This is a genomic window from Coriobacteriaceae bacterium, assembly GCA_025993015.1.
Lineage (GTDB): Bacteria > Actinomycetota > Coriobacteriia > Coriobacteriales > Coriobacteriaceae > Collinsella.
Window position 1 is genome coordinate 951326 of record DAJPFV010000001.1, and the last position, 20123, is coordinate 971448.

Here is a 20123-nt window from a genome sequence, read left to right on the forward strand (position 1 = left end):
TTACCTAGATGCGGGCACGCCTTTGGCTCGGCGACTATAACCCCTTACGGTTGCCGAACCCTTGGACACGCTGTCGTAAACAAGGTGTTTACTGAACGTTTATGGGCTTTAGTTTACACGGAACGCCTAATTTGTGGCAATTTTGCCGTCTATAGTCCGGTGAACGGTAGGAAATCGGGGGTGAACGTATCTAAATGGATGAGGACCGTCTCTTTGCCAACGTTTAGCTATATGGCTGTTTACGTGGGTTTTTCCTTTAACTAGCACCTCATAGCCTTGTTGATGTCTTAACAAAAGCCCTGATAGACGATAGTAAACATACGTTTAGTAGTTCATTGGGTGTTCAATTCGACCGTTTACCGAGTTCATCTGCCTGTTCTGAAGCTCTGTGTTAAACTAAACATGTTTAGATTGTATTGCCGCAGATGTTTACCGCTCGCGGCGCAAAGGAGGCCGCCTCATGGAACTCAAATCGTGCACCTACGCAACCGTCACCACGCTGGGAGACTTTGGCCCCTGGATCAGCAAAGTCGTGCTCGACCTGCCGTGCACCGTTCGCGCCAACGATATCGATGCGCGCACCTTCCATATATATGTAGAGCGCCATGAACGCACGGGCGAGATCCTGATGCGCAAAGAGCGCGGCGCCGACCACGCCGCACCTTCCGTAGGCTATGTCGACGTCCTCGCCGCCTATCCGTGCGATGAGTGCGGACGCAAGCTCGCCTTTGGCACCCATGTGGCGCTCGAGATCGCCGAGCAGCGCCTGACCAAGAAGATCGAGGGCAGCGTGATGGGCTCGCGCTTGCTCGACGACCAGCTGCGCATCACGCAGCTCGCGGCCCTTCCCGGCAATGACGGTGACGATCCAACCTGCGGCCTGGTCTTTGACACCTGCCGCGGCGACATCTGTCCCGCGCTCAAGGGCTGGAGCAATGCCACGCAAAAGACCGCCGTCAACGGCATCGCGCTCGAGTACGGCTTCTTTGAGCCCAGCTTTAAGGCCGAGGACTCCGCCTGCTTCAACCCCTTCGCGCCCGAAACGACAGTCGTGCCCCAGAAGGCCCCGCTCGTGGTGTACCTGCACGGCGCTGGCGAGGGCAAGGGCGCTACGCAAGGCGAGGGCGCCACGCGCGCTTATATCGGCAACCGCGTGACGGCCATCAGCCAGGCGCAGATCCAACGCTACTTTGGCGGCTTTGCCTGGGTTCTCGTGCCGCAGTCGCCCACGTTTTGGATGGACAACGGCACTGAGCAGCTCGGCCACTCCAACCAGAGCATCTACTCCCCCGTCATTAAGGCGCTCATCGACGAGTTTGTCGCCGAGCATGCCGACCGCATCGACACCGACCGCATCGTGGTCGCTGGCCTTTCCAACGGCGGCTTTATGACGCTGCGCCTGTGCGCCGACTACCCCGAGTTCTTCGCCGCGGGCCTTCCCTGCTGCGCGCCGTGGTACAACGCCACGGACGAGGACGTTGCTGCCCTTGCCAAGACACCGCTGTGGTTTACGCACTCCAAGGGCGATGAGCTCGTGATACCGCAGGAGACCGTGCTGCCGCTCACGGCTCGCCTGCGCGCTGCCGGCGCCAACGTGCATCTCACCTACTTTAGCCATGTCGAGGACCTGACCGGGCGCTACCGCGAGGCCGACGGCTCGCCCAAGAAGACGTTCAACCATGGCGTGTGGATCCACCAATTCAACGACCTGTGTTATCAAGACTTCGACGGGGGCAACGTACTCATCGACGGCGAGCCGGTGGGCTGCTGGGAGTGGTCGGCCAGGGTCGACAGGTAATCTATCCCATCACGGGGCCGAGGGCTTACCTCTGAAAATGTCCTCGGGCATGCGGCCCGGTTGCACCACGCGCTTCGCGCTGTGCAACCGGGCCGCCCCCTGCGGAATATTTTCAGAGGTAAGCCCTCGGCCCCGCTGCGTTTCCGTTGCTGTTGACCCTGGGTGAGCGCTTCCGGCGGGCCGCCGGGTTGACGGCGATGGGGACGTGGGTCCCGTCTTGCCTTGCGCGTAACTGGCTGAAATGATTTTGGTTGGAGCTTTCTTATGACTCGCGATTTAACTCGGGTGATTGTTACTACTGATATGGAAGTCGATGATATGAACTCGCTCGTTCATTTGGCTCTGTATCTTAACTTGCTTGATGTGCAGGCTGTGGTGTATACGGCTTCGCAGTATCACTTTCTTGGGGATGGCGTCCATACGCTCGGCGAGGTGAATCCGCATTGGCGGACTAAAGGGCGTCGCTCTTATGAGTGGAATGTTGTGCCCCATGAACCTGATCCCACGGCTGGGGAGCTTCGTGAGTATCGACCGTTTCCTGAGCATTGGATCGAGAGCCTCTGGAGCAATGAATATGCCCAGGCTTGGCCTCAGCTGCAGGCTAATGCGGCCGCTGCCGGTGAGCCGCCGTTTCCTTCGCCGGCTCAGATGATTGAGCGTACCTTTGTGGGCAACGTTGCCTTTGAGGGCGATGTGCGTGAGGAGACTGAGGGTTCGCGCGTGATTGCTCAGGCAATCTTGGATGATGACCCGCGTACGCTTTGGCTGCTCAGCTGGGGCGGCATGAATACCATTGTTCGTGCGCTCATGAGCATTGCTGAGCGCTATCGTGATACGCCCGAATGGCCTTCTGTGCAGCAGCGTGTCTATCAGAAGGTGCGCGTGATGGGCGTTGCCGATGGCGTGGGGCAGGACAATTCCTGGCTCGACCATGGGCATGAGCTCTTCCCCGATCTCATCTTTTGGTGTGTGCCCTATATGTATGGCGGCTATGTCGATGCCAAGATGGCTCAGCCCGATACACTGCCGCTGTTCCAGGCTCCCTGGCCCGAACAGAATCTCACGCAGGGCAACGGTCCCCTTATGGCGCGCTATATGCTCTATGGCGATGGCAAGGTGTACGAAAACGAGCCCGAGCGCTTTCAGTTTGGCAAGCATGCGCGCTTGGACTGGGGCCTGGAGGGCATGCCTGCGATGCAGTTTGAGCGCGGCGACTTTATGGCCGAAGGCGACTCAATGACCTATATCCCGCTGCTGCCGTTTGGCCTGCGCGGCATCGATAACCGCGACTTTGACACGTTGCTCGGCCGCATGTTCCTCGACGGGCATCCCGACTCGGACGCACCTGCCGGCTTTGCAGCCATAGGCACGCCCGTCGATGGCAATCCTAATCCCCATCTGCGCGCCTATCAGGAAGACTTCGCCGCTCGTGCGCAGTGGTGCGCCCATGGGCCCGCGGATTGCTCGCATCCGGCGTATGTTGCCGAGGTCACGGGCGACATGAGCGCCGCGGCCGGCGAGCGCGTTGCTCTTGCAGCGACCATCGTCGACCCCGATGGTAGGGGCTTCGACGCGCACTGGGATGTCGCCGTGGAGCCGTCGCGCTATGCAGGCGCTCAAGATCTGTCGCTGTGGCAGGAATGCGCGACGAACGCCACGTTCACCGTACCCACCGATGCACAACCCGGTGACCGCATCGTGCTCACCCTCGGCGTGCAGACGCGCGCCGAGCGTCCCTGCACCCGCTACGCCCAGGTCGCCATCACCGTCGCGTAGCAAGCGGCGGCACCCACATTCGGCACGGAGTGTCCCCAACCGCCACTCATTTAAGTACGTCCCCAATGAGTGGCCGAAGACTGCCCCCAACGACTAGTCGTTTAAGAACGTCCCCGATGACTACCCAGAAGTTGCGGTGGAATAGTTCCTGTTTGGCCTTCTATGGCCCACATTTAGGAACTATTTCACCGCAAGTTATTTGGGGATGAAAAATGGGCCATGTGTCCCAGTTGTGGAGACCTCTTGAGCCGTCTGGGTATCGTGAAAGGTTGCCTGCTCCCCCATCATCAAAAGTGACACACGCTACCTGTTGATGGGAGGCAGCCATGGGCTTCTTTGACAAGATGTTCGAGAAGAAAGAATGCGCGATTTGCGGTACCGAGCTGGGACTTCTAGGTAAGACCAAGATCAACGAAGGCTACCTGTGCAAAGAATGCGTCGGCAAGCTCTCTCCCTTCTTTGGCGGTTATCGCTCTAGCACCGCGGACGACATTCGCGAGCAGCTCGCCTATCGCGAGGCTAACGCCGAGCGCCTGGCATCGTTCAACCCCACGCGCACGCTCTCGGCCGGGCGCACCAATATTATGCTCGACGAGGACGCGGGCCTGCTGATCATTACCTCGCAGACGCGCTGGCGCGACGCCAACCCCGACATCATCGAGTTCTCGCAGGTGCTCGGTTGCGATATGGATATCGACGAGCATCGCACCGAGATCTATCGCGAGACCAAGGACGGCGAGCGCGAGAGCTACAACCCGCCGCGCTACGACCTGGATTACGACTTTAATCTGACCATCCACGTCAACACGCCGTACTTTACCGAGATCAACCTGCGCGTGAACGACTCCACCATCGATCAGCGCGGATCCATCGAGTACCGCGAGGCCAAGCGTCAGGCAACCGAAGTCCGCGACGCGCTGGTGCAGCTGCGTCAGGAGACGCGCGATAGCGTCGTTGCCGCCAAGGCCCCCAAGACCGCGGTGACCTGCCCCTTCTGCGGCGCCACCACCATTCCCGATGCCAGTGGGCGCTGCGAATACTGCGGCGGCGCCATCGGCGCATAGCCCTCGGCACGGAAAGGACCGATCATGGCCTTCGAAAGCGTTAACTATCAGTGCCCCGCGTGTGGCGGCCCGCTGCATTTTGCCAGCGCCGAGCAAAAGCTCGTCTGTGACTACTGCGACTCGCGCTTTGAAGTCGAAGAGGTCGAGGCTCTCTATCGCGAGCGCCAGGACAAGGCAGATGCCAAAGCCGATGCGGCGGCCGCAACATCCAAGCCCGCATCCGACGATGCGGTGCAGGAACTGGCCCAAAACGCCGGCTATATCTGCTCGTCATGCGGCGCCGAGCTGATCTCGGACGGCACCGTCGCCGTCACCACCTGCCCGTACTGCGGTAACCCCGCCGTGGCACCTGGCCAGCTCTCAGGCGACTTCTCACCCGATCTGGTGATCCCGTTTAAGCTCGGGCGCGACGATGTCATGGCCGCGCTCAAGGAACACTACAAGGGCAAGATCCTGCTGCCCAAGAGCTTTGTCACCGGCAACCATATCGACGAAGTCCAAGGTGTCTACGTGCCGTTTTGGCTCTACGGTGCCCACGTGGACGGCGAAGTGCACTTTGATGCGACCAACGAGACCGTGACTGAGGAATCCGACCGCACCGTCACGACCACCGACCACTACGACGCCTACCGCAAGGGAAACATCTCGTTTAAGCGCGTGCCCGTCGACGGATCCTCCAAGATGCCCGACGGCCACATGGACGCCATCGAGCCGTTTGACTACGACGCGCTGCGCCCGTTCTCGGTCGCCTATATGCCCGGCTACATCGCCAACCGCTACGACGAGGACTGCGAGACCTGCAAGGCGCGCGCCGAGCGCCGCATGGAGGAGAGCACGATCTCGGCCCTGCGCGAGACCGTCGTCGACGAATACGACGACGCCACGGTCGAAAGCAAGCAGCTCGACTACACCTGGGAAGACAGCGACTACGCCCTGTTCCCCGTGTGGATGCTTTCCACCTCGTGGAACGGCAAGAGTTATCTGTTTGCCATGAACGGCCAGACCGGTCGCATGGTCGGCGAGCTCCCCTGCTCCAAGCCCAAGCTCGCCATCGCCTCGGTGCTGTTCTTTGTGATCGGGTTTGTCCTCTCCCAGATTCTCTTTATGGGTGGGAATGCCTTCGATCCGGACTACCTCACCTTTGATGTCGAGGGCATCCTCATCAACATCGTCGCGCCGTTGATCATCGTGGTCATCGTAGACGTGCTGCTGGTGGGCCAGCTCAAGACGGCCAACGAGGCCACCCACGCCGACTGCTACTGTGGCGAGCTCGACCTGACCGAGAAGCACGACGCCTTCAGCCACACCGAGACCACCGTTGTCATGAAGGACAACAAGGACGATTAGCCATTCTGACCAATACCACCCGGCCTTTGACGAGAAAGGAAGATCACCATGGGACTCTTGAGAGCTGGATTGGGAGCTGCCGGCGGCGTCATGGCCGACCAGTGGAAAGAATTTATCTATTGCGAATCGATGCCCGCTGACGTCTTAGCCTGCAAGGGCAGCAAGCGCACCGGCGGTCGCAGCTCCAACACGCGCGGCGAGGACAACGTTATCTCCAACGGCTCGGTCATCGCCGTCAACGACGGCCAGGGCATGCTCGTGGTGCAAAATGGCAAGATCATCGAGGTCGCGCTGGAGCCTGGCGAGTTCGTCTTTGACACCGGCAGCGAGCCGAGCGTCTTCAGCGGCAACCTGGGCGACTCCATCAAGGAAACCTTTGCCAATATCGGCAGCCGCTTTACCTTTGGCGGCGACGCGGGTAAGGACCAGCGCGTCTACTTCATCAACACCAAGGAAATCATCGGCAACAAGTACGGCACCGCCTCGCCCGTGCCCTTCCGCGTGGTCGACAACAACATTGGTCTGGACGTCGACATCTCCGTGCGCTGCAACGGCGAGTATTCGTACCGTATCACCAACCCGCTGCTGTTCTACACCAACGTGTGCGGCAACGTGACCGATAGCTACACGCGCGATAAGATCGACAGCCAGCTTAAGTCCGAGCTGCTCACCGCTCTGCAGCCCGCCTTTGCCAAGATCTCGGAGATGGGCATTCGCTACAGCGCCATCCCCGGTCACACCACCGAGCTCGCCCGCGCGCTCAACGAGGTCCTCTCGGCCGACTGGCGCGACCTGCGCGGCGTCGAGATCGTGAGCTTTGGCGTCAACTCCATCGCCGCTTCGCAAGAAGACGAGCAGATGATCAAGGACCTGCAGAAGGCCGCAGTCATGCGCGATCCCACCATGGCGGCCGCCAACATCGCCAGCGCCCAGAGCGACGCGATGCGCGCGGCAGCCGCCAACCCCAACGGTGCGATGGCCGGCTTTATGGGCATGGGCATGGCAGGCGGCATGGGCGGCATGAATGCCAGCCAGCTGTTCGCCACCGGTCAGGCACAGCAGCAGGCCGCCCCGCAGCCGGCTCCGGCGCCCGCCCCGGCTCCCGCCGCCGCGCCTGCGGCCGGCGCATGGACCTGCAGCTGCGGCGCCACCAACACTGGCAAGTTCTGCTCGGAATGCGGCAGCCCCGCACCCGCCCCGGCACCGGCCAAGTGGTTCTGCCCCAACTGCGGCAGCGAAAACGGCGGCAAGTTCTGCAGCAACTGCGGAACGCCCAGGCCCTAACCCCTCTATCTGGTAATTGGCGGGGGGTCCGCCACCCCCGCATTTGCTTCTATGGGTTTCGTTCGATAAAGGAGGACACCATGAAGACAACGTTCAAAAAGTCCGTACTCGCATTTCTGACATGCGTCCTGGCGCTCGCCTTTGCCCTGACGGGCTGCAGCGGCGGCGGCAAAGACCCCAAGGCCAACTTCGTCGGCAGCTGGGAACTCTCGGGTGGAACCCTGGAGGGCGAAGAGCTGACCGATGAGTACATGAAGATGCTCGAGGATTGGGGTGTCCACTGCGTCCTGATTCTCGATGAGGACGGCACAGGCGCCCTCGACCTGTTCCTTGAGGTTGTCGACCTTAAATGGGAGGCAAAGGACGCCACCACCGTGACGATCACCGCCGAAGATGAGTCGCACGACATGAAGCTCAAGGACGGCAAACTCATCCTCGAAGAGGATGACGGCAACCTCGTCTTTACCAAGTCCGACAAGGATCTGTCCGGCACGGTGAAGAAGGATCGCGAGGCTGCCGAAAAGGAAGAGGAGATCGATGAGGCCGTCGAAGACGACGACGTCCAGCGCGCCGAAATCTCCCCCGCCGTCACCGTCGCCGATGACGATCTGTGCACCATCACCGTCACCGAGAAGTTCAAGGACGACTGGGGCGACATCGGCTTTGTCGTCAACATCACCAACAAGAGCGACAAGGACCTGACCTTCTACGCTCCCAGCGGTAAGACCAACGTCAACGGCACCATGAAGGAACCCTGGTTCTCGGCTCACCTGATGCCCGGCACCAACGCCACCGAGGAATTCACGTTCTCGAGCGGCGAGCTCGATAGCCTCGACGACCTGGTCAACACGACCATTGGCATCGACGCCTACCTGACCGATTCCTACGAGGACGTCGCCTCCTACAGCGCAACCATCGCGTAACGGCATGTAACATCAGCCGCGGATTGGCGGACACATCCGCGCACACCAGACGGGGCCGCAGGAGTTAATCCTGCGGCCCCGTCGCTTTTATGCCGATGCGTACCGAGCGTTAGCGCTCCATGTTGGGAACAATGCTGCCCTCCGTTACCGCGTGCACGGCCAGGCGCATGATGTTGTCGTAGCCGGTCTTGTTGAGAATCTCCGAGATGCGGCGCTTGATGGTGCCCTCGCTCATAAACAACTCGGCCGCGATCTCGCGACGGCTCTTGCCTTCGCAGGCAAGGCGCAAAATCGACAACTCAACGTCGTCGAGCGCCGCCGTGCCCGAAAAGATGCTTTCGGGCGGCTTGGGAAACGTGCAATAGCCCGCCAGCGTGGAGCGCATCACGGCAAAGAGCTCATCGATGCCGACGTTCTTGTACACAAAGCTGTCGACGCCTGCCTCGCGCGCCTGATCCACAAACGTAATCTCGGGCATGCCCGTCATGATAATGACGCGGCACTCGGGCAGCTGCTCTTTGATGCGCGCCGCCGCCACGATGCCGTTGGAATCGTGCTCGGTGCACACGTCCATCAAAATCATGTCCGGATGCTCCTTGAGCGCGACGTCCAAGGCATCTGAGGCATCGGCGATGGCGGCAACAACGGTCATGTCGGGCTGGTCCCCAACGGAGCGCGCGAGGCTCTCGCGCAGGATGGCCTGGTCTTCGACGATAAGGATACGAATCATGAGCTTCTCCTTTGGACCGTTGCGTTGGAGTTCAGCGGAATGGACACCGCAAGCGTAAAGGGCGGGGCGGCATGGACCTCCAGGCTGCCGCCCAGATTTTGCGCGACATGCCTCATACCAGGAATACCCGTTCCCTCGCGATACGATACGGGAGCAGGCGCGCCGTCGTTTGATACCGTCATGTGGGCAATGGCACCGCCATCCGACCCCTCCTGCCACAGGCGCACTTGGACTTGGTGAGCCTGCGCATGCTTGGTGGCATTGGTCGACGCCTCGCGGATAATCTGCAAAAAGGCGGCAGCGACGTGTGCATCGTCCGGAAGCGATCCATCCACATCGATCTGCACGCTCACCAGGCCAAAGGCATGAACGATATCGCCGAGCTGCTCCGCCGGCTCGCTGTCGCCACCGCTACGCAGGTCGGCGGCAATCGAGCGCAGCAGCGGGTCAATCTGCTCGAGCGACTCGTCATCCAGACGCCCCTCCTCCAAGTATCGATGGAGAATGGACAGGCGCTGCCCGATCACGTCGTGTACGCGGGCGCGCATACGCAGGTAGGCCGCATTGTCGGCAACCTTTTTGACTTCTTCGATCTGGGCCTGGAGCTCTTGGCCCGCAAGCTCGAGCAGGTGGTTGGCCTGCGCCAGACGGTCGTGGGCATGTGCGTACTCCGTCACGTCCAAGCCGATAATGCGCTCAAAGGGGCGGCCCGAAACCATAACCTCATCGCACGCGAACAGACGAATCTCGGAGGGGGAAACCTCGACCACCGCACGTGCCTCCCCAAAGCGGTCCAGGTCGATTCGAACGCGGTTTTTGCTGCTCTCGGGCATCTGCGCACTGAGTTTTCGAAGACCGCCCCACGTATCGCTCATGTCGTGCAGGTCGGTGGGCATGTGAAGCTCCACAAGGTTCCTGCGCATGCAGCGGTTCATGAGCAGCGGGCGGCCCTTCGAATCCAGATACAGAATGCCGACGGGGATCACGTTAATAGTCTCGATCGTCGAAAACGCCGTGATGTCCTCCTGGCGGTTGCGCACGTCCATCAAAAGCGCCGCGACGGAGCGGAACAGGAAGAACGCGCCCTCCGCGATAAGGACTGCGGGCCACGCCGAACCCATGACGTAAACAACCGGCGGCGTCGCGGCGGCAACAAGCAGCAGCTCAACCATCATGACGGGACGACGATAATGCACCATAAGGACTACGCCATAGGCGGCAATCGCGGCGTTGAGCCATAGCAGCGCGCCCGCCGCCTCGGCGACGACATAGAGCGGCGCCACCAGATACGACCCGCTCGACGCGAACAAGATGACGGCCGAGATAATCAAGTGCAGCACAAGGCTCGACTCATAGACGCAAATCACTTTGCGGTTGTAAGACGAACGACGCGATGCGATGAGCGGAACATGGATGGTCTGCAGGCATGCCACCAAGGCAAAGAGCACATCGAGCGCAACGATCTGGGGAAGGATAAGCGGCATCTGCATCATCACTCACCCGCCCGCGGCATCAGCACGATCATACGCAGCCGACCGGCCTCGCCCTCAAGACGATACGCCACGTTACGCCCCTGCAGTGCAACCTCGAGCTCGTGCGCGGCGGGCGTCTGCGACAAGTCTTCCTCGTCGTTGGAAAAGAGTGTGGCACGCAGCTCCACGCTGCACGAATCGTGTTCGCTCAGATGGTACATGAGTGCCGGATGATCGGTGGTGTAGGCGAAAAACGCAAAGTCATACACGCAGTCGTACAGCGCGCTTACCGTACTGGCATGCATCGGACGCTGTATGGCGATGATCGAAGCGCAGTCGACATCGATGGTGCGCAAGTCACTTGCCAGCTCGTTGGCAATGAGTTGGATGCGATCGCGGTCAAATCCGCTTTCCCCATGCCGCGCCAACGTGAGCGAGCCCTTGCGTTTGCAATAGGCGACGAGCATCTTGGCACATTGCAGCATGCGATAGCGCTCATGCGAGGATGCCTCATCGGTTAACGGCGGCAGCGAGCCCAGCAGCCCATACATCTCATCGAGCGCGCGGGCAAGCGCCTGGTCGACATCTTTGACCAGCAAGGCCTCGGCCTCCTGGTCGGCAAGATGCGTCTTAAGATCGTAGTCGGCCGTAAGTAGCTCGTTTTGGCGCTGCAATTCCATGCGCCGGTACGCCAGCTCGCGATTGAGCTCGTTGAGCTCCGATACGTCTTGGGCGAGCAATGCCGATCCGCCTAGCAGTGGGAAGGCGCGGTACATCACATCGGGATCGGACGCCACGGTAAAGGCGTGGGCATGCCCGTGCTCCTGAGCGCGCAGCTCTTCGCGCACACCCGCCGGAATCGGCTTTGATACCGGCGTGGCATAGACTTCCTGCAGGTCGCGCGTTATAACTTTAAGATCGAGCGGCAGGGTGTCGAAAATGTTGGCAATGCCGTGGTACGACGGAATGACGCCGCAATCGAGGCAAATCTCGAGCGTCACCACGCACAGCACGCAATAGACGAGCGAAAAGTTGAGCTTCCATGCCCAAGGCGCGCGCAGGGCGTACGAAATGGCAAAGAACGCGCCGCCCAGCAGCACGAGTGCCGCCGTGCCCGAAAAACGTTGGATACGGAAGGACGATGACCGACCCACCAAAATGAAAAAGGCGACAAAGTTAAAGGCCGTCCATATCAGAACGGCAAAATAGCCCCAGCCGTACGTGTAATCGTTACTCCAGGTTTCACTCGAGCGATCGAAATGAAAGACCTGTTGGTGAAAATCGTTGGTAAGCACAAACCCAATGAGCAGGATGGCCGCGATCCACAGGGCTGTGCGGTAGCGGCGACCCGCACGATGTTGCTCCAACCCTGCAAGGCGCAGGCCGCACAGCTGGTAGAGGAGCGGAATGAGCGTCATGGGCACGTAGTACAGGTACCACAGCACGGTGGCATAGAACGGCGTGAACGACTTGTACTTGAGGATGACCTCGATCATCCACGAGGCGCTGATGGTGGCAACGGCAACGAGGCGCCGGCGCAAGACGTAATCCAGACAGCGCAGATAGACCAGCACACCCCAGATTGAGAACGCGACGGCAGCGAGGAGCAGCGGAATCGAGCTCGAATGGATAAGCCCGTCCACGACTTCTTTGGACACCTCGTTATAGATGGGCACGGTGTTGGAGAGCTTGGGATCGGAAGCGAATGACGCCGGCAAGACCGCCAAAAGCAGAAGAAACAGTGCGGTTATGACGCCGGCAATGACGAAGGCGCGGCGACGGTACACCAGGTGCGTTATGCCAACGAGGAATCGCGGCATGGCGAAGAGCCTGCCGCCCCTGGGATCCGCCACCGGCGCGGATCGGGCGGCCGCATGGCCGATATGTCGCTCGCGGGTACCCATAGTGCTTTTAGTGTACCGACAGGCGGGCTCAAAAAACGGGCCGCATGTCCCAAAATCCGCGGACGGCAAAGCGCCCGGCAAGCACAAACTACTCGCCGGGCGCTTTGGTTAGGAGACTATGAGGTTGGGGGCTCGGTGCCCTTAGGACAGGTCCTCGCCATTCGAAGCAATGACGCGCTTGTACCAGTCGAAGCTCTTCTTCTTGGAGCGCTTGAGGGTACCGTTGCCGGCGTCGTCGCGGTCCACGTAGATGAAGCCGTAGCGCTTGGACATCTCGCCCGTGCCGGCCGAGACCAGGTCGATCGGACCCCAGGTGGTGTAACCCAGCAGGTCGACGCCGTCCTCGGTCACCGCGTCGCGCATCGCGGCGATGTGCTGGCGCAGGTAATCGATACGGTAGTCGTCGTTGATGGAGCCGTCCTCCTCGACAACATCCTTGGCGCCCAGACCGTTCTCGACCACAAACAGAGGCTTCTGATAGCGGTCGTACAGGTCGTTGAGAGTAATGCGGAAGCCTAGCGGATCGATGGCCCAGCCCCACTGGCTCTGCTGCAGGTAGGGGTTCTTGGCACCGGCGAAGGCGTTGCCCTGGGTCTTCTCGACGTCGGGATTGTCAGCGCCCGCGGAGCAGCGGGTGCTGTAGTAGCTAAAGCTGATGAAGTCGACGGTGTTGTCGGCCAGGATCTCGCGGTCCTCGTCGGTCATGCCCACATCGATGCCCAGGCGCTCGAGCTTCTTGACGGCATAGGCCGGGTAATAGCCACGGCTCTGGACGTCGACGAAGAAGTAGTTGTCCTGGTTGTCGAGCTGGGCCTGGCGCACATCGCCCGGGCGACAGCTGTAGGGGTAGTAGGTGCCGGCAGCGAGCATGCAGCCGATCTTGACCTCGGGGTCGATCTCGTGGGCGATCTTGGTGGCCCAAGCGCTGGCGACGAGCTCGTTGTGGGCGGCCAGATACTCGACGGCCTCCCTGTTCTCGCCCTCCTCAAAAACCAGGCCGGCACCCATAAACGGCAGGTGCAGGATCATGTTGATCTCGTTAAAGGTGAGCCAATACTTCACCAGGCCCTTGTAGCGGGTGAAGATCGTGGTCGCGAGGTTCTTGTAGAAGTCAATGAGCTTGCGGTTGCGCCAGCCGCCGTATTCCTTGATGAGGTGAATCGGGCAGTCGAAGTGCGTGATGGTCACGAGGGGCTCGATGCCGTGCTTCTGGCACTCGCGGAACACGTCCTCGTAGAAGGCCAGGCCGGCCTCGTTGGGCTCGGTCTCATCACCGTTGGGGAAGATACGGGTCCATGCCAGGCTCATGCGGAAGGTCTTAAAGCCCATCTCGGCAAAGAGGGCGATGTCCTCCTTGTAGTGATGGTAAAAATCGATGCCGGTCTGCGCGGGATAGTAGTAGCCGTCCTCGAAGTCGAGCATCTTGCGCTGGCCGGAGACCACCGCGAAGCGCTCGGAGCCGTGCGGGGCCACGTCCACGTTGGCCAGGCCGCGGCCGTCCACGTTGTAGGCGCCCTCGCACTGGTTGGCAGCCGTCGCGCCGCCCCACAGGAAGTCATTACGGAAAGCCATACATCGATCCTTTCACACGCTGTTTGTCGTGATTTCAGTATCCCTGCAAACAGCGCGTCGCTCAACGGCAACGGCGCAGGTCGACACTTCTTTTCGCACGCGGGCACCCGCCAGCCGCCCCCGTCTGATACTTTTTGATACCCGCCTGCCCCGACCACCACAAGCACCTTTGTGGCGGATTGGGCCCGTTTGTCTCAATCTGTAACAGTTAGGCCGTCAAAACCGGGCTTGGCGTTACAGATTGAGATTGTCCGGGCGGCCCCCGCGGTTCGTCTTGATCTGTAACAGATAGAGACGATTTAGCGCGCCAACTGTTACAGACCGAGACGAAGGACCCTAATCCACGGTGATGTCGAGGTTCTTGCCGACGAGGCCCACGTAGCCGCCCTCGATTGGCAGACAATTTGACTGAATAGGAAAGAAAGGAAAAAATAGGAAAGAAAGGAAAGGAGACTTATGACTGAAACCATCTTCTCCCCCTCATTTGGAAATCGCCCATCCTATCTCGTCGGGCGCGAAACTGTAATTTCGACATTCATATCCGGCCTTGAGCAGGAACCGGGCAATCGCGACCGAGCCATGCTCATGCTTGGACAGCGAGGCAGCGGCAAGACAGTTCTTCTGTGGGAACTTGCCGACCGCGCACGCAAGCTCGGCTTTGTTGTCGCCACGCCTACCGTAGCCTCCGAGGATATGCTCGAGCGCATTGTCGAGAAAATCCAAGAAGCAGGCAAACCTTACGTCAACAAACGCCGCCTTCCCAAACTCGCGAGCGGCAGCCTAAGTGTTTTCGGGCTCTCGGCAGGCCTCGAGTTCACACGAGACGTGCAGGAGACCAAGAGCTTTCAGTTCAAGCTCACGCAGCTCGCGCGCAAACTGACCGAGCAGGGGCACGGCATCCTCATCCTCATCGACGAGCTCCAAGCAAATTCACCCGAGATCAGACAGCTCGTCACCGCCTATCAAGAGCTGGTCGGCGAACGACTCAACGTCGCGCTCGTCATGGCGGGCCTTCCGGGAGCCGTCTGCGCAACACTCAATGACCGTGTGCTGACATTTCTCAACCGCGCTCGAAAGGTCACGCTCGAGCCACTTTCGGTCGGAGATGTCGATACCTATTACCAGCGGGCTTTCGATGAGCTCGGCCTTGATATTCCAAGCGATCTTCGCCTCCGTGCCGCTCGCGCAACCCAAGGCTCGCCCTATATGCTGCAACTCATCGGCTATAACATCGCCAATCGCTGCAGGACAGGCGAACGTGCGACGCAAGGGTTAATCGACGGAGCCATCGAGGCGTCGAAAGTCGATTTCGAAAACGATGTGTGCGAAACGACGCTCGCCGCGCTGTCAGACCAAGACGTCGCGTTTCTCTCCGCAATGACTGATGACGAAGACGCTGTGTCTCGCATTTCTGATGTTGCGAAGCGCATGTCAGTCACACCCGACTATGCGCAAAAGTATCGCCGGCGCCTCATCGACGCCGGCGTTATCGAGCAGGCGCGCCGCGGCTACGTGCGCTTCGCCGTCCCCTATATGGCCGATTACCTGCGCAGCCAGCTCTAGGCAACCACCGCAAAGGGGACAGGCACCTTTGTGGTGGGTTGGGCCCGCTTGTCTCGATCTGTAACAGTTAGGCCGTCAAAACCGGGCTTGGCGTTACAGATTGAGATTGTTCGGGCGGCCCCCGTGGTTCGTCTTGATCTGTAACAGATAGAGACGATTTAGCGCGCCAACTGTTACAGATTGAGACGGAAGACCCTAGTCCACGGTGATGTCGAGGTTCTTGCCGACGAGACCTACGTAGCCGCCCTCGGCAGCCTTGGGACTATCTGCGTGGCAGAGAACCCACTTGTCGGCCTTCCAGTAGCAGTAGCTATCACCGGCCGCGGGCATGTCGGCCGCAGCCTCGGGGCGCGGACCGTTGGTGCCGGCGGGCAGCGCAACCATCACCTGGAAGCCGCCGCCGTCGACCATGCACGGCGTGTAGTGCAGCGTGGTGGCGTAGACCTCAACGAGCGTGCCGGCGGGCGCGCGGAACGCCTTGACCTGCGCGGTGTCGAGCTTGCCGTCGACAATCTGCTCGCGCTTGGCCAGCAACAGGATAAAGTCGCGAGCACCCAGGTTGAACTCGCTCGCGCGGTGATACTCCAAGCAGTTGAGCTTCGTGTTGTGGCCGTTGCACCAGCCCAGCTGGAACGGACGGCCGCCATACATGAGCAGGCCGAGCGTGTCGGCGCCCTCGACCTGCTCCAGCTCGGGCGCGGAGGCCACGTACTTGCTGCCCTCGGGGACGGGCGTTGCGGAGAGCACCTCGACGAGCGGGGCGGTCAGGCTGGACGGAACGTCGTCCCACACGCGGCCATAGGGCTTGAATTCGGGGTCGGTAACAGAGTAGATTTGCATGTTCGCTCCTGTTCGTTTGTGTGACAGTATGAACATTCTAGAACAATTTCTTCCTGTTTTGAGCACTCGGTATGAAAAAGCGCCCCCACACGAGCGGGGGCGCTTCTGGTACGAACGATATTCCCGCGAGCAGCCTTACGCCTGCTGATAGTGCAGGTGAGCCTCGTCGATATCGATCAGATCGCGGTCGAGGTAGCGGCGCGCGAGCCAATTTGCCATGGGGAGGTTCTGGTCCAGGTAGTTGCCGCATTCCTCGGGCGCGGCGCCGGGAACTTCGCCCTCAAACCCGGCAACGAACTCGAACAGCTCGCGCACGAGCGGCAGGATCTCCTCACTCGTCACCTCGCCAAACACAACCAGGTAAAAGCCCGTGCGGCAGCCCATAGGGCCAAAGTAGACAATACGGCTCGACCACTCGGCATGGTTGCGAAGGAACGTCGCGCCCAGATGCTCGATGGTGTGGCACTCGGCCGTGTTCATAACCGGTTCTTTGTTGGGCGTGGTCAAGCGCAGGTCAAAGGTGGTGACGGCGGCACCGGTCGCCGGATCGCGGTCGACGCGGCTCACATACACGCCGGGCTCAAGCAGCAGATGGTCAACGGAAAAACTCGCGATGCGCTCCATGGCAGATCCTCTCGGTAGTCAATTTGGGACAGGGCTCTTTTAGCTGGTCGCAACAATCCCACCCATGATAGCAGTCAAAAAAGCCCCGTCCCAAATGACTACTTTGGGACGGGGCGCCGCGCAGCCGATAATATCGACCGTTCAGCATCTAGTTTTCTGACCCCTCACCTATTGATGCTGCGTCGTCCGCAATGCAGAGCGTGCGAGCAGCTCAACAGCCAAAAACCCGGCAGCGACTGTAATCGCCACCAGACCAATAGATGGCCTGCACTTACAGCACCTGCAAACAAGTTGCGACGGCACCGTAGATATTGGCGTCGTTACCCAGCTGCGCCGGGACCACGTGCGGACGAGGCATATCTTTCAGAAAACCAGTGTAGTGCGCCATGACGTCATCCATCTTACGGTCGAGCGCCTCGAACAGCGCGGGATGGCAGCTGATGCCACCACCAATCGCGAAGACTGCCGGGTCGATGACGCACTGCAGATTCACAAGCACACGATCAAACAGCTCAGCATAGGCATCCAATCCGCGCTGCACGGCGGCGACTTCGGACGCGCTCCCGTGCTCCAGTAGCTCGAAGATCCGTCGGCCATCGAGGGCCTCCAGTTCAGCTTCATCCGAAATGCCAAGTTCGACTGCCACGAGATTCTGCAGGCCGTGCCATCCGCTCGAAGTCGCGAACGTATCACGATGATCAAGCGGTTCGCTTACGTTGTTGGACAGGAAGCTGAACTCGCCCGCGAAGCCGCCCGCACCTGTCAGCACCCGGCCGTCAACCACGATGCCTCCGCCGATGCCCGTACCGATTACCGCCACGCAACCCACGTCCACGCCGCGCAACGCGCCGGCAGCGTACTCGCCAAGCGCACAGCTTTTGCCGTCGTTGACAACGGTCACGGGCAGCCCCAGCCGTTCGCGCAGCGCTCGGCCAAGCGGAAACCCGTCCATGTACGGCAGCGCACCACCGCGATGGATCGTCCCGTCTGGATCGACCTCGTAACCGAAGATGCCACCTGGGGCCGAGATGCCCACGCCTACAACCTGTCCGCGATACGGCCCTACGAGTGCCGCGAGCGCGTCGACCAGCTGATCGGCCGAGACGAACGCCGTCGGAATCGAACCACGGTCACCAAACTCGTAGTTCTCATTCACAATCGCCCATTTGACGCTCGTTCCGCCGATATCAATTCCAAACAGCTGCCTCATGGCCGCTCCCCTCTCGCTCAATGCGTCTACATGCTCGCAGGCTCTTCCATAAAGGCCATGAGCCTGCAGTTGAGCAGACGACCCCAAAACGTGCAGATACCGCCCGCCAGGAGCGCGGCGGCTACGGTGCCGATACCGATGCCCACCGCAGCACCCGTACGCACAAGCCCGTAGACCAGTGAGATGCCCACACAGCTCCCGTCAAAGAAATACTTCGCCTTACCAAATTCACAGTGAAACACCTGGGAGAGCGTCTGCACCATGCCGTCGGGCGCAACGGGAACGAGCCGCGCGGAGACGATCGGCGTCACGCCGAGCGCTGTGCGTGCATTCATTACAACGCCGCAGCTCAGGAATAGAATCCCACATACGTAGACCATCATTCGACGCGTTGGACTCTACCGCATCACATCACTCTCTCGTTCGCATCTTCACCTATCGGCACGAATAGCGCTCCGTAACATCGCCCCAAGGCGTCACTCGTACGCAATCGTCGCCTCGACGGCATGGCGCCAGCCGGCGATCTTTTTGGCTCGCTCGTCAGCGGGCATCGACGGCTCCACGATGCCACGGGCGCCGTAGACGTCGACGACATCGCGCGTATACATGCCCAGCGCGATACCGCAGGCCCAAGCCGCGCCCAGACCGCTCATCTCGTCGTTGCTCGCAATGCGGATGGGCGAGCCGACCAAATCGCTCTCAAACTGCATCAGGTACGCGTCGCGCGTGGGGCCGCCGTCAACACGAAGCTCGGCAAGCGCCGCGCCCGAATCCTCGACCATCGCATCAATGACGTCAAAAATCTGATAGGCGATCGACTCGTCGGCAGCCTTTACGAACTCCGCGCGGCCCGTGGTGCGTGTCATACCAAAAACGCATCCCTCGGCATCACTTGCCCAGTGCGGCGCACCCAGGCCGGTAAACGCCGGCACAAAGTAAACATGGCTCGCCGGGTTGGCGGCGTAGCACAGGTCGGTGACCTCCTCGGGGTTGTTGATGAGCTCCAGGTCGTCGCGCAGCCAGGTCTTGACGGCGCCGGCGTAGCTCACGTTGCCCTCGAGTACATACTCGGTCACGCCATCCATACGCCACGCAAGCGAGCTCGAAAGCCCGTGCGAGCTGGCGACAAACTCGTTGCCGACGTTCATCATGACCGAGCTACCGGTGCCATAGGTCGCTTTGGCCATGCCGCGGCTGTGGCAACCCTGCGCAAACAAGGCCGCGTGGCTGTCGCCCAGCACGCCGTGAATGGGCACGGGCGCCGGCAAAAAGCCGCCCAGATCCGTCGTGCCGAACAGTCCATCGGAATCGGTCACCTGCGGCAGGCAGGCCACGTCAACGCCAAAGGCCTCGCACACTGGCTCGCTCCAGCAGCCACGGCGCAGGTCAAAGAGCTGCGTGCGGCTGGCGTTGGACCAGTCGCAGCGGAACTCTGCGCCGCCCGTGAGCGTCCAGACCACCCAGGCATCGATGGTGCCCAGGCACAGTTCGCCAGCCGCCGCGGCCTCGGCAGCAGCGGGAACGTTCGCGAGGATCCAAGCCATCTTGCCCGCCGGGTAGTAGGGCGAGAGCACCAGGCCCGTCGTGTCACGCACCAGCTCGGCCGCACCCTCGCGCGCGGCCAGCTTGTCGCACAGCTCGCGGGCGCGGGCGCACTGCCACACCACGGCGTCGCACAGCGGCTCGCCCGTCGTGCGGTTCCAGGCAACGGTGGTCTCGCGCTGGTTGGAGATGCCGATACCGGCGACGTCGGCCGGATCGACCCCGGTCTCCTCCACCACGGCACGTGCCACGGCCAGCACATTGGTGGCAATCTCGGCCGGATCATGGCTCACCCAGCCGGCCTCGTTGACAATCTGGCGATGCGAACGGTCGGCACGATGAATCAAATGGCCGCCCTCGTCTACCAGCAGCGCCTTGGTGCCCTGCGTGGATTGATCGATTCCGATGATGTAGCGGCCCATGGCCACCCCTTTCAAAACGAATGTGACAAAGGGACGGTCCCTTTGTCACATT

Annotated in this window: 16 protein-coding genes; 7 read left to right on the forward strand and 9 right to left on the reverse strand. The window is 60.8% G+C overall.

Translation table 11 applies throughout. The annotated features are described in order from the left end of the window. Nucleotides 1–460 precede the first annotated feature (460 nt). The 6 genes from OIL77_04080 to OIL77_04105 all read left to right on the forward strand — a co-directional run bounded on the left by OIL77_04080 (nt 461) and on the right by OIL77_04105 (nt 8192). Nucleotides 461–1798 (forward strand): prolyl oligopeptidase family serine peptidase, encoded by a 1338-nt coding sequence (locus OIL77_04080; protein ID HJI44596.1) that lies wholly within the window; start codon nt 461–463, stop codon nt 1796–1798. Between the two features lie 264 nt (nt 1799–2062). After that, nucleotides 2063–3574: a DUF1593 domain-containing protein gene (locus OIL77_04085; protein ID HJI44597.1), complete on the forward strand. Its 1512-nt coding sequence runs from the start codon at nt 2063–2065 to the stop codon at nt 3572–3574. Nucleotides 3575–3900: 326 nt separating this feature from the next. After that, complete coding sequence (locus tag OIL77_04090) at nt 3901–4638, forward strand: DUF4428 domain-containing protein (GenBank protein ID HJI44598.1); 738 nt, start codon at nt 3901–3903, stop codon at nt 4636–4638. A 24-nt stretch (nt 4639–4662) separates the two neighbouring features. Beyond that, nucleotides 4663–5985: a hypothetical protein gene (locus OIL77_04095; protein HJI44599.1), complete on the forward strand. Its 1323-nt coding sequence runs from the start codon at nt 4663–4665 to the stop codon at nt 5983–5985. 48 nt (nt 5986–6033) lie between these two features. Next, nucleotides 6034–7269 carry an SPFH domain-containing protein gene (locus tag OIL77_04100; GenBank protein HJI44600.1) on the forward strand — a complete coding sequence of 412 codons (1236 nt, stop codon included), beginning with the start codon at nt 6034–6036 and terminating at the stop codon, nt 7267–7269. Between the two features lie 80 nt (nt 7270–7349). Then, on the forward strand, nt 7350–8192 hold the full coding sequence (locus OIL77_04105) for a hypothetical protein (GenBank protein HJI44601.1): 843 nt from the start codon (nt 7350–7352) through the stop codon (nt 8190–8192). A gap of 109 nt (nt 8193–8301) precedes the next feature. Here OIL77_04105 and OIL77_04110 read toward each other — a convergent pair whose 3' ends face one another. The 4 genes from OIL77_04110 to OIL77_04125 all read right to left on the reverse strand — a co-directional run bounded on the left by OIL77_04110 (nt 8302) and on the right by OIL77_04125 (nt 13870). Next, nucleotides 8302–8922 carry a response regulator transcription factor gene (locus OIL77_04110; GenBank protein HJI44602.1) on the reverse strand — a complete coding sequence of 207 codons (621 nt, stop codon included), beginning with the start codon at nt 8920–8922 and terminating at the stop codon, nt 8302–8304. Then, nucleotides 8919–10412 (reverse strand): hypothetical protein, encoded by a 1494-nt coding sequence (locus OIL77_04115; GenBank protein ID HJI44603.1) that lies wholly within the window; start codon nt 10410–10412, stop codon nt 8919–8921. The genes OIL77_04110 and OIL77_04115 overlap by 4 nt, the downstream gene beginning before the upstream one ends. A gap of 2 nt (nt 10413–10414) precedes the next feature. Beyond that, entirely contained in the window at nt 10415–12298 is a 1884-nt protein-coding gene (locus tag OIL77_04120) for a hypothetical protein (protein ID HJI44604.1), read from the reverse strand. A 141-nt stretch (nt 12299–12439) separates the two neighbouring features. Continuing rightward, nucleotides 12440–13870, reverse strand: a complete 1431-nt coding sequence (locus OIL77_04125) for a 6-phospho-beta-glucosidase (protein HJI44605.1) — start codon at nt 13868–13870, stop codon at nt 12440–12442. Between the two features lie 456 nt (nt 13871–14326). On the opposite strand from OIL77_04125, the gene OIL77_04130 reads away from it, so the two are divergent. After that, complete coding sequence (locus OIL77_04130; protein ID HJI44606.1) at nt 14327–15433, forward strand: ATP-binding protein; 1107 nt, start codon at nt 14327–14329, stop codon at nt 15431–15433. A gap of 195 nt (nt 15434–15628) precedes the next feature. Here OIL77_04130 and OIL77_04135 read toward each other — a convergent pair whose 3' ends face one another. The 5 genes from OIL77_04135 to glpK form a co-directional block, all read right to left on the reverse strand. Continuing rightward, nucleotides 15629–16273 (reverse strand): DUF4867 family protein, encoded by a 645-nt coding sequence (locus tag OIL77_04135; GenBank protein HJI44607.1) that lies wholly within the window; start codon nt 16271–16273, stop codon nt 15629–15631. Between the two features lie 135 nt (nt 16274–16408). Then, a complete protein-coding gene (locus tag OIL77_04140) occupies nt 16409–16897 on the reverse strand; it encodes an S-ribosylhomocysteine lyase (GenBank protein HJI44608.1) in 489 nt (162 codons plus the stop codon). 271 nt (nt 16898–17168) lie between these two features. Next, complete coding sequence (locus OIL77_04145) at nt 17169–18128, reverse strand: ROK family protein (GenBank protein ID HJI44609.1); 960 nt, start codon at nt 18126–18128, stop codon at nt 17169–17171. 5 nt (nt 18129–18133) lie between these two features. Beyond that, nucleotides 18134–18442 (reverse strand): hypothetical protein, encoded by a 309-nt coding sequence (locus OIL77_04150; GenBank protein HJI44610.1) that lies wholly within the window; start codon nt 18440–18442, stop codon nt 18134–18136. Nucleotides 18443–18583: 141 nt separating this feature from the next. Further along, nucleotides 18584–20071 carry a glycerol kinase GlpK gene (gene glpK, locus OIL77_04155; protein HJI44611.1) on the reverse strand — a complete coding sequence of 496 codons (1488 nt, stop codon included), beginning with the start codon at nt 20069–20071 and terminating at the stop codon, nt 18584–18586. Nucleotides 20072–20123 lie beyond the last annotated feature (52 nt).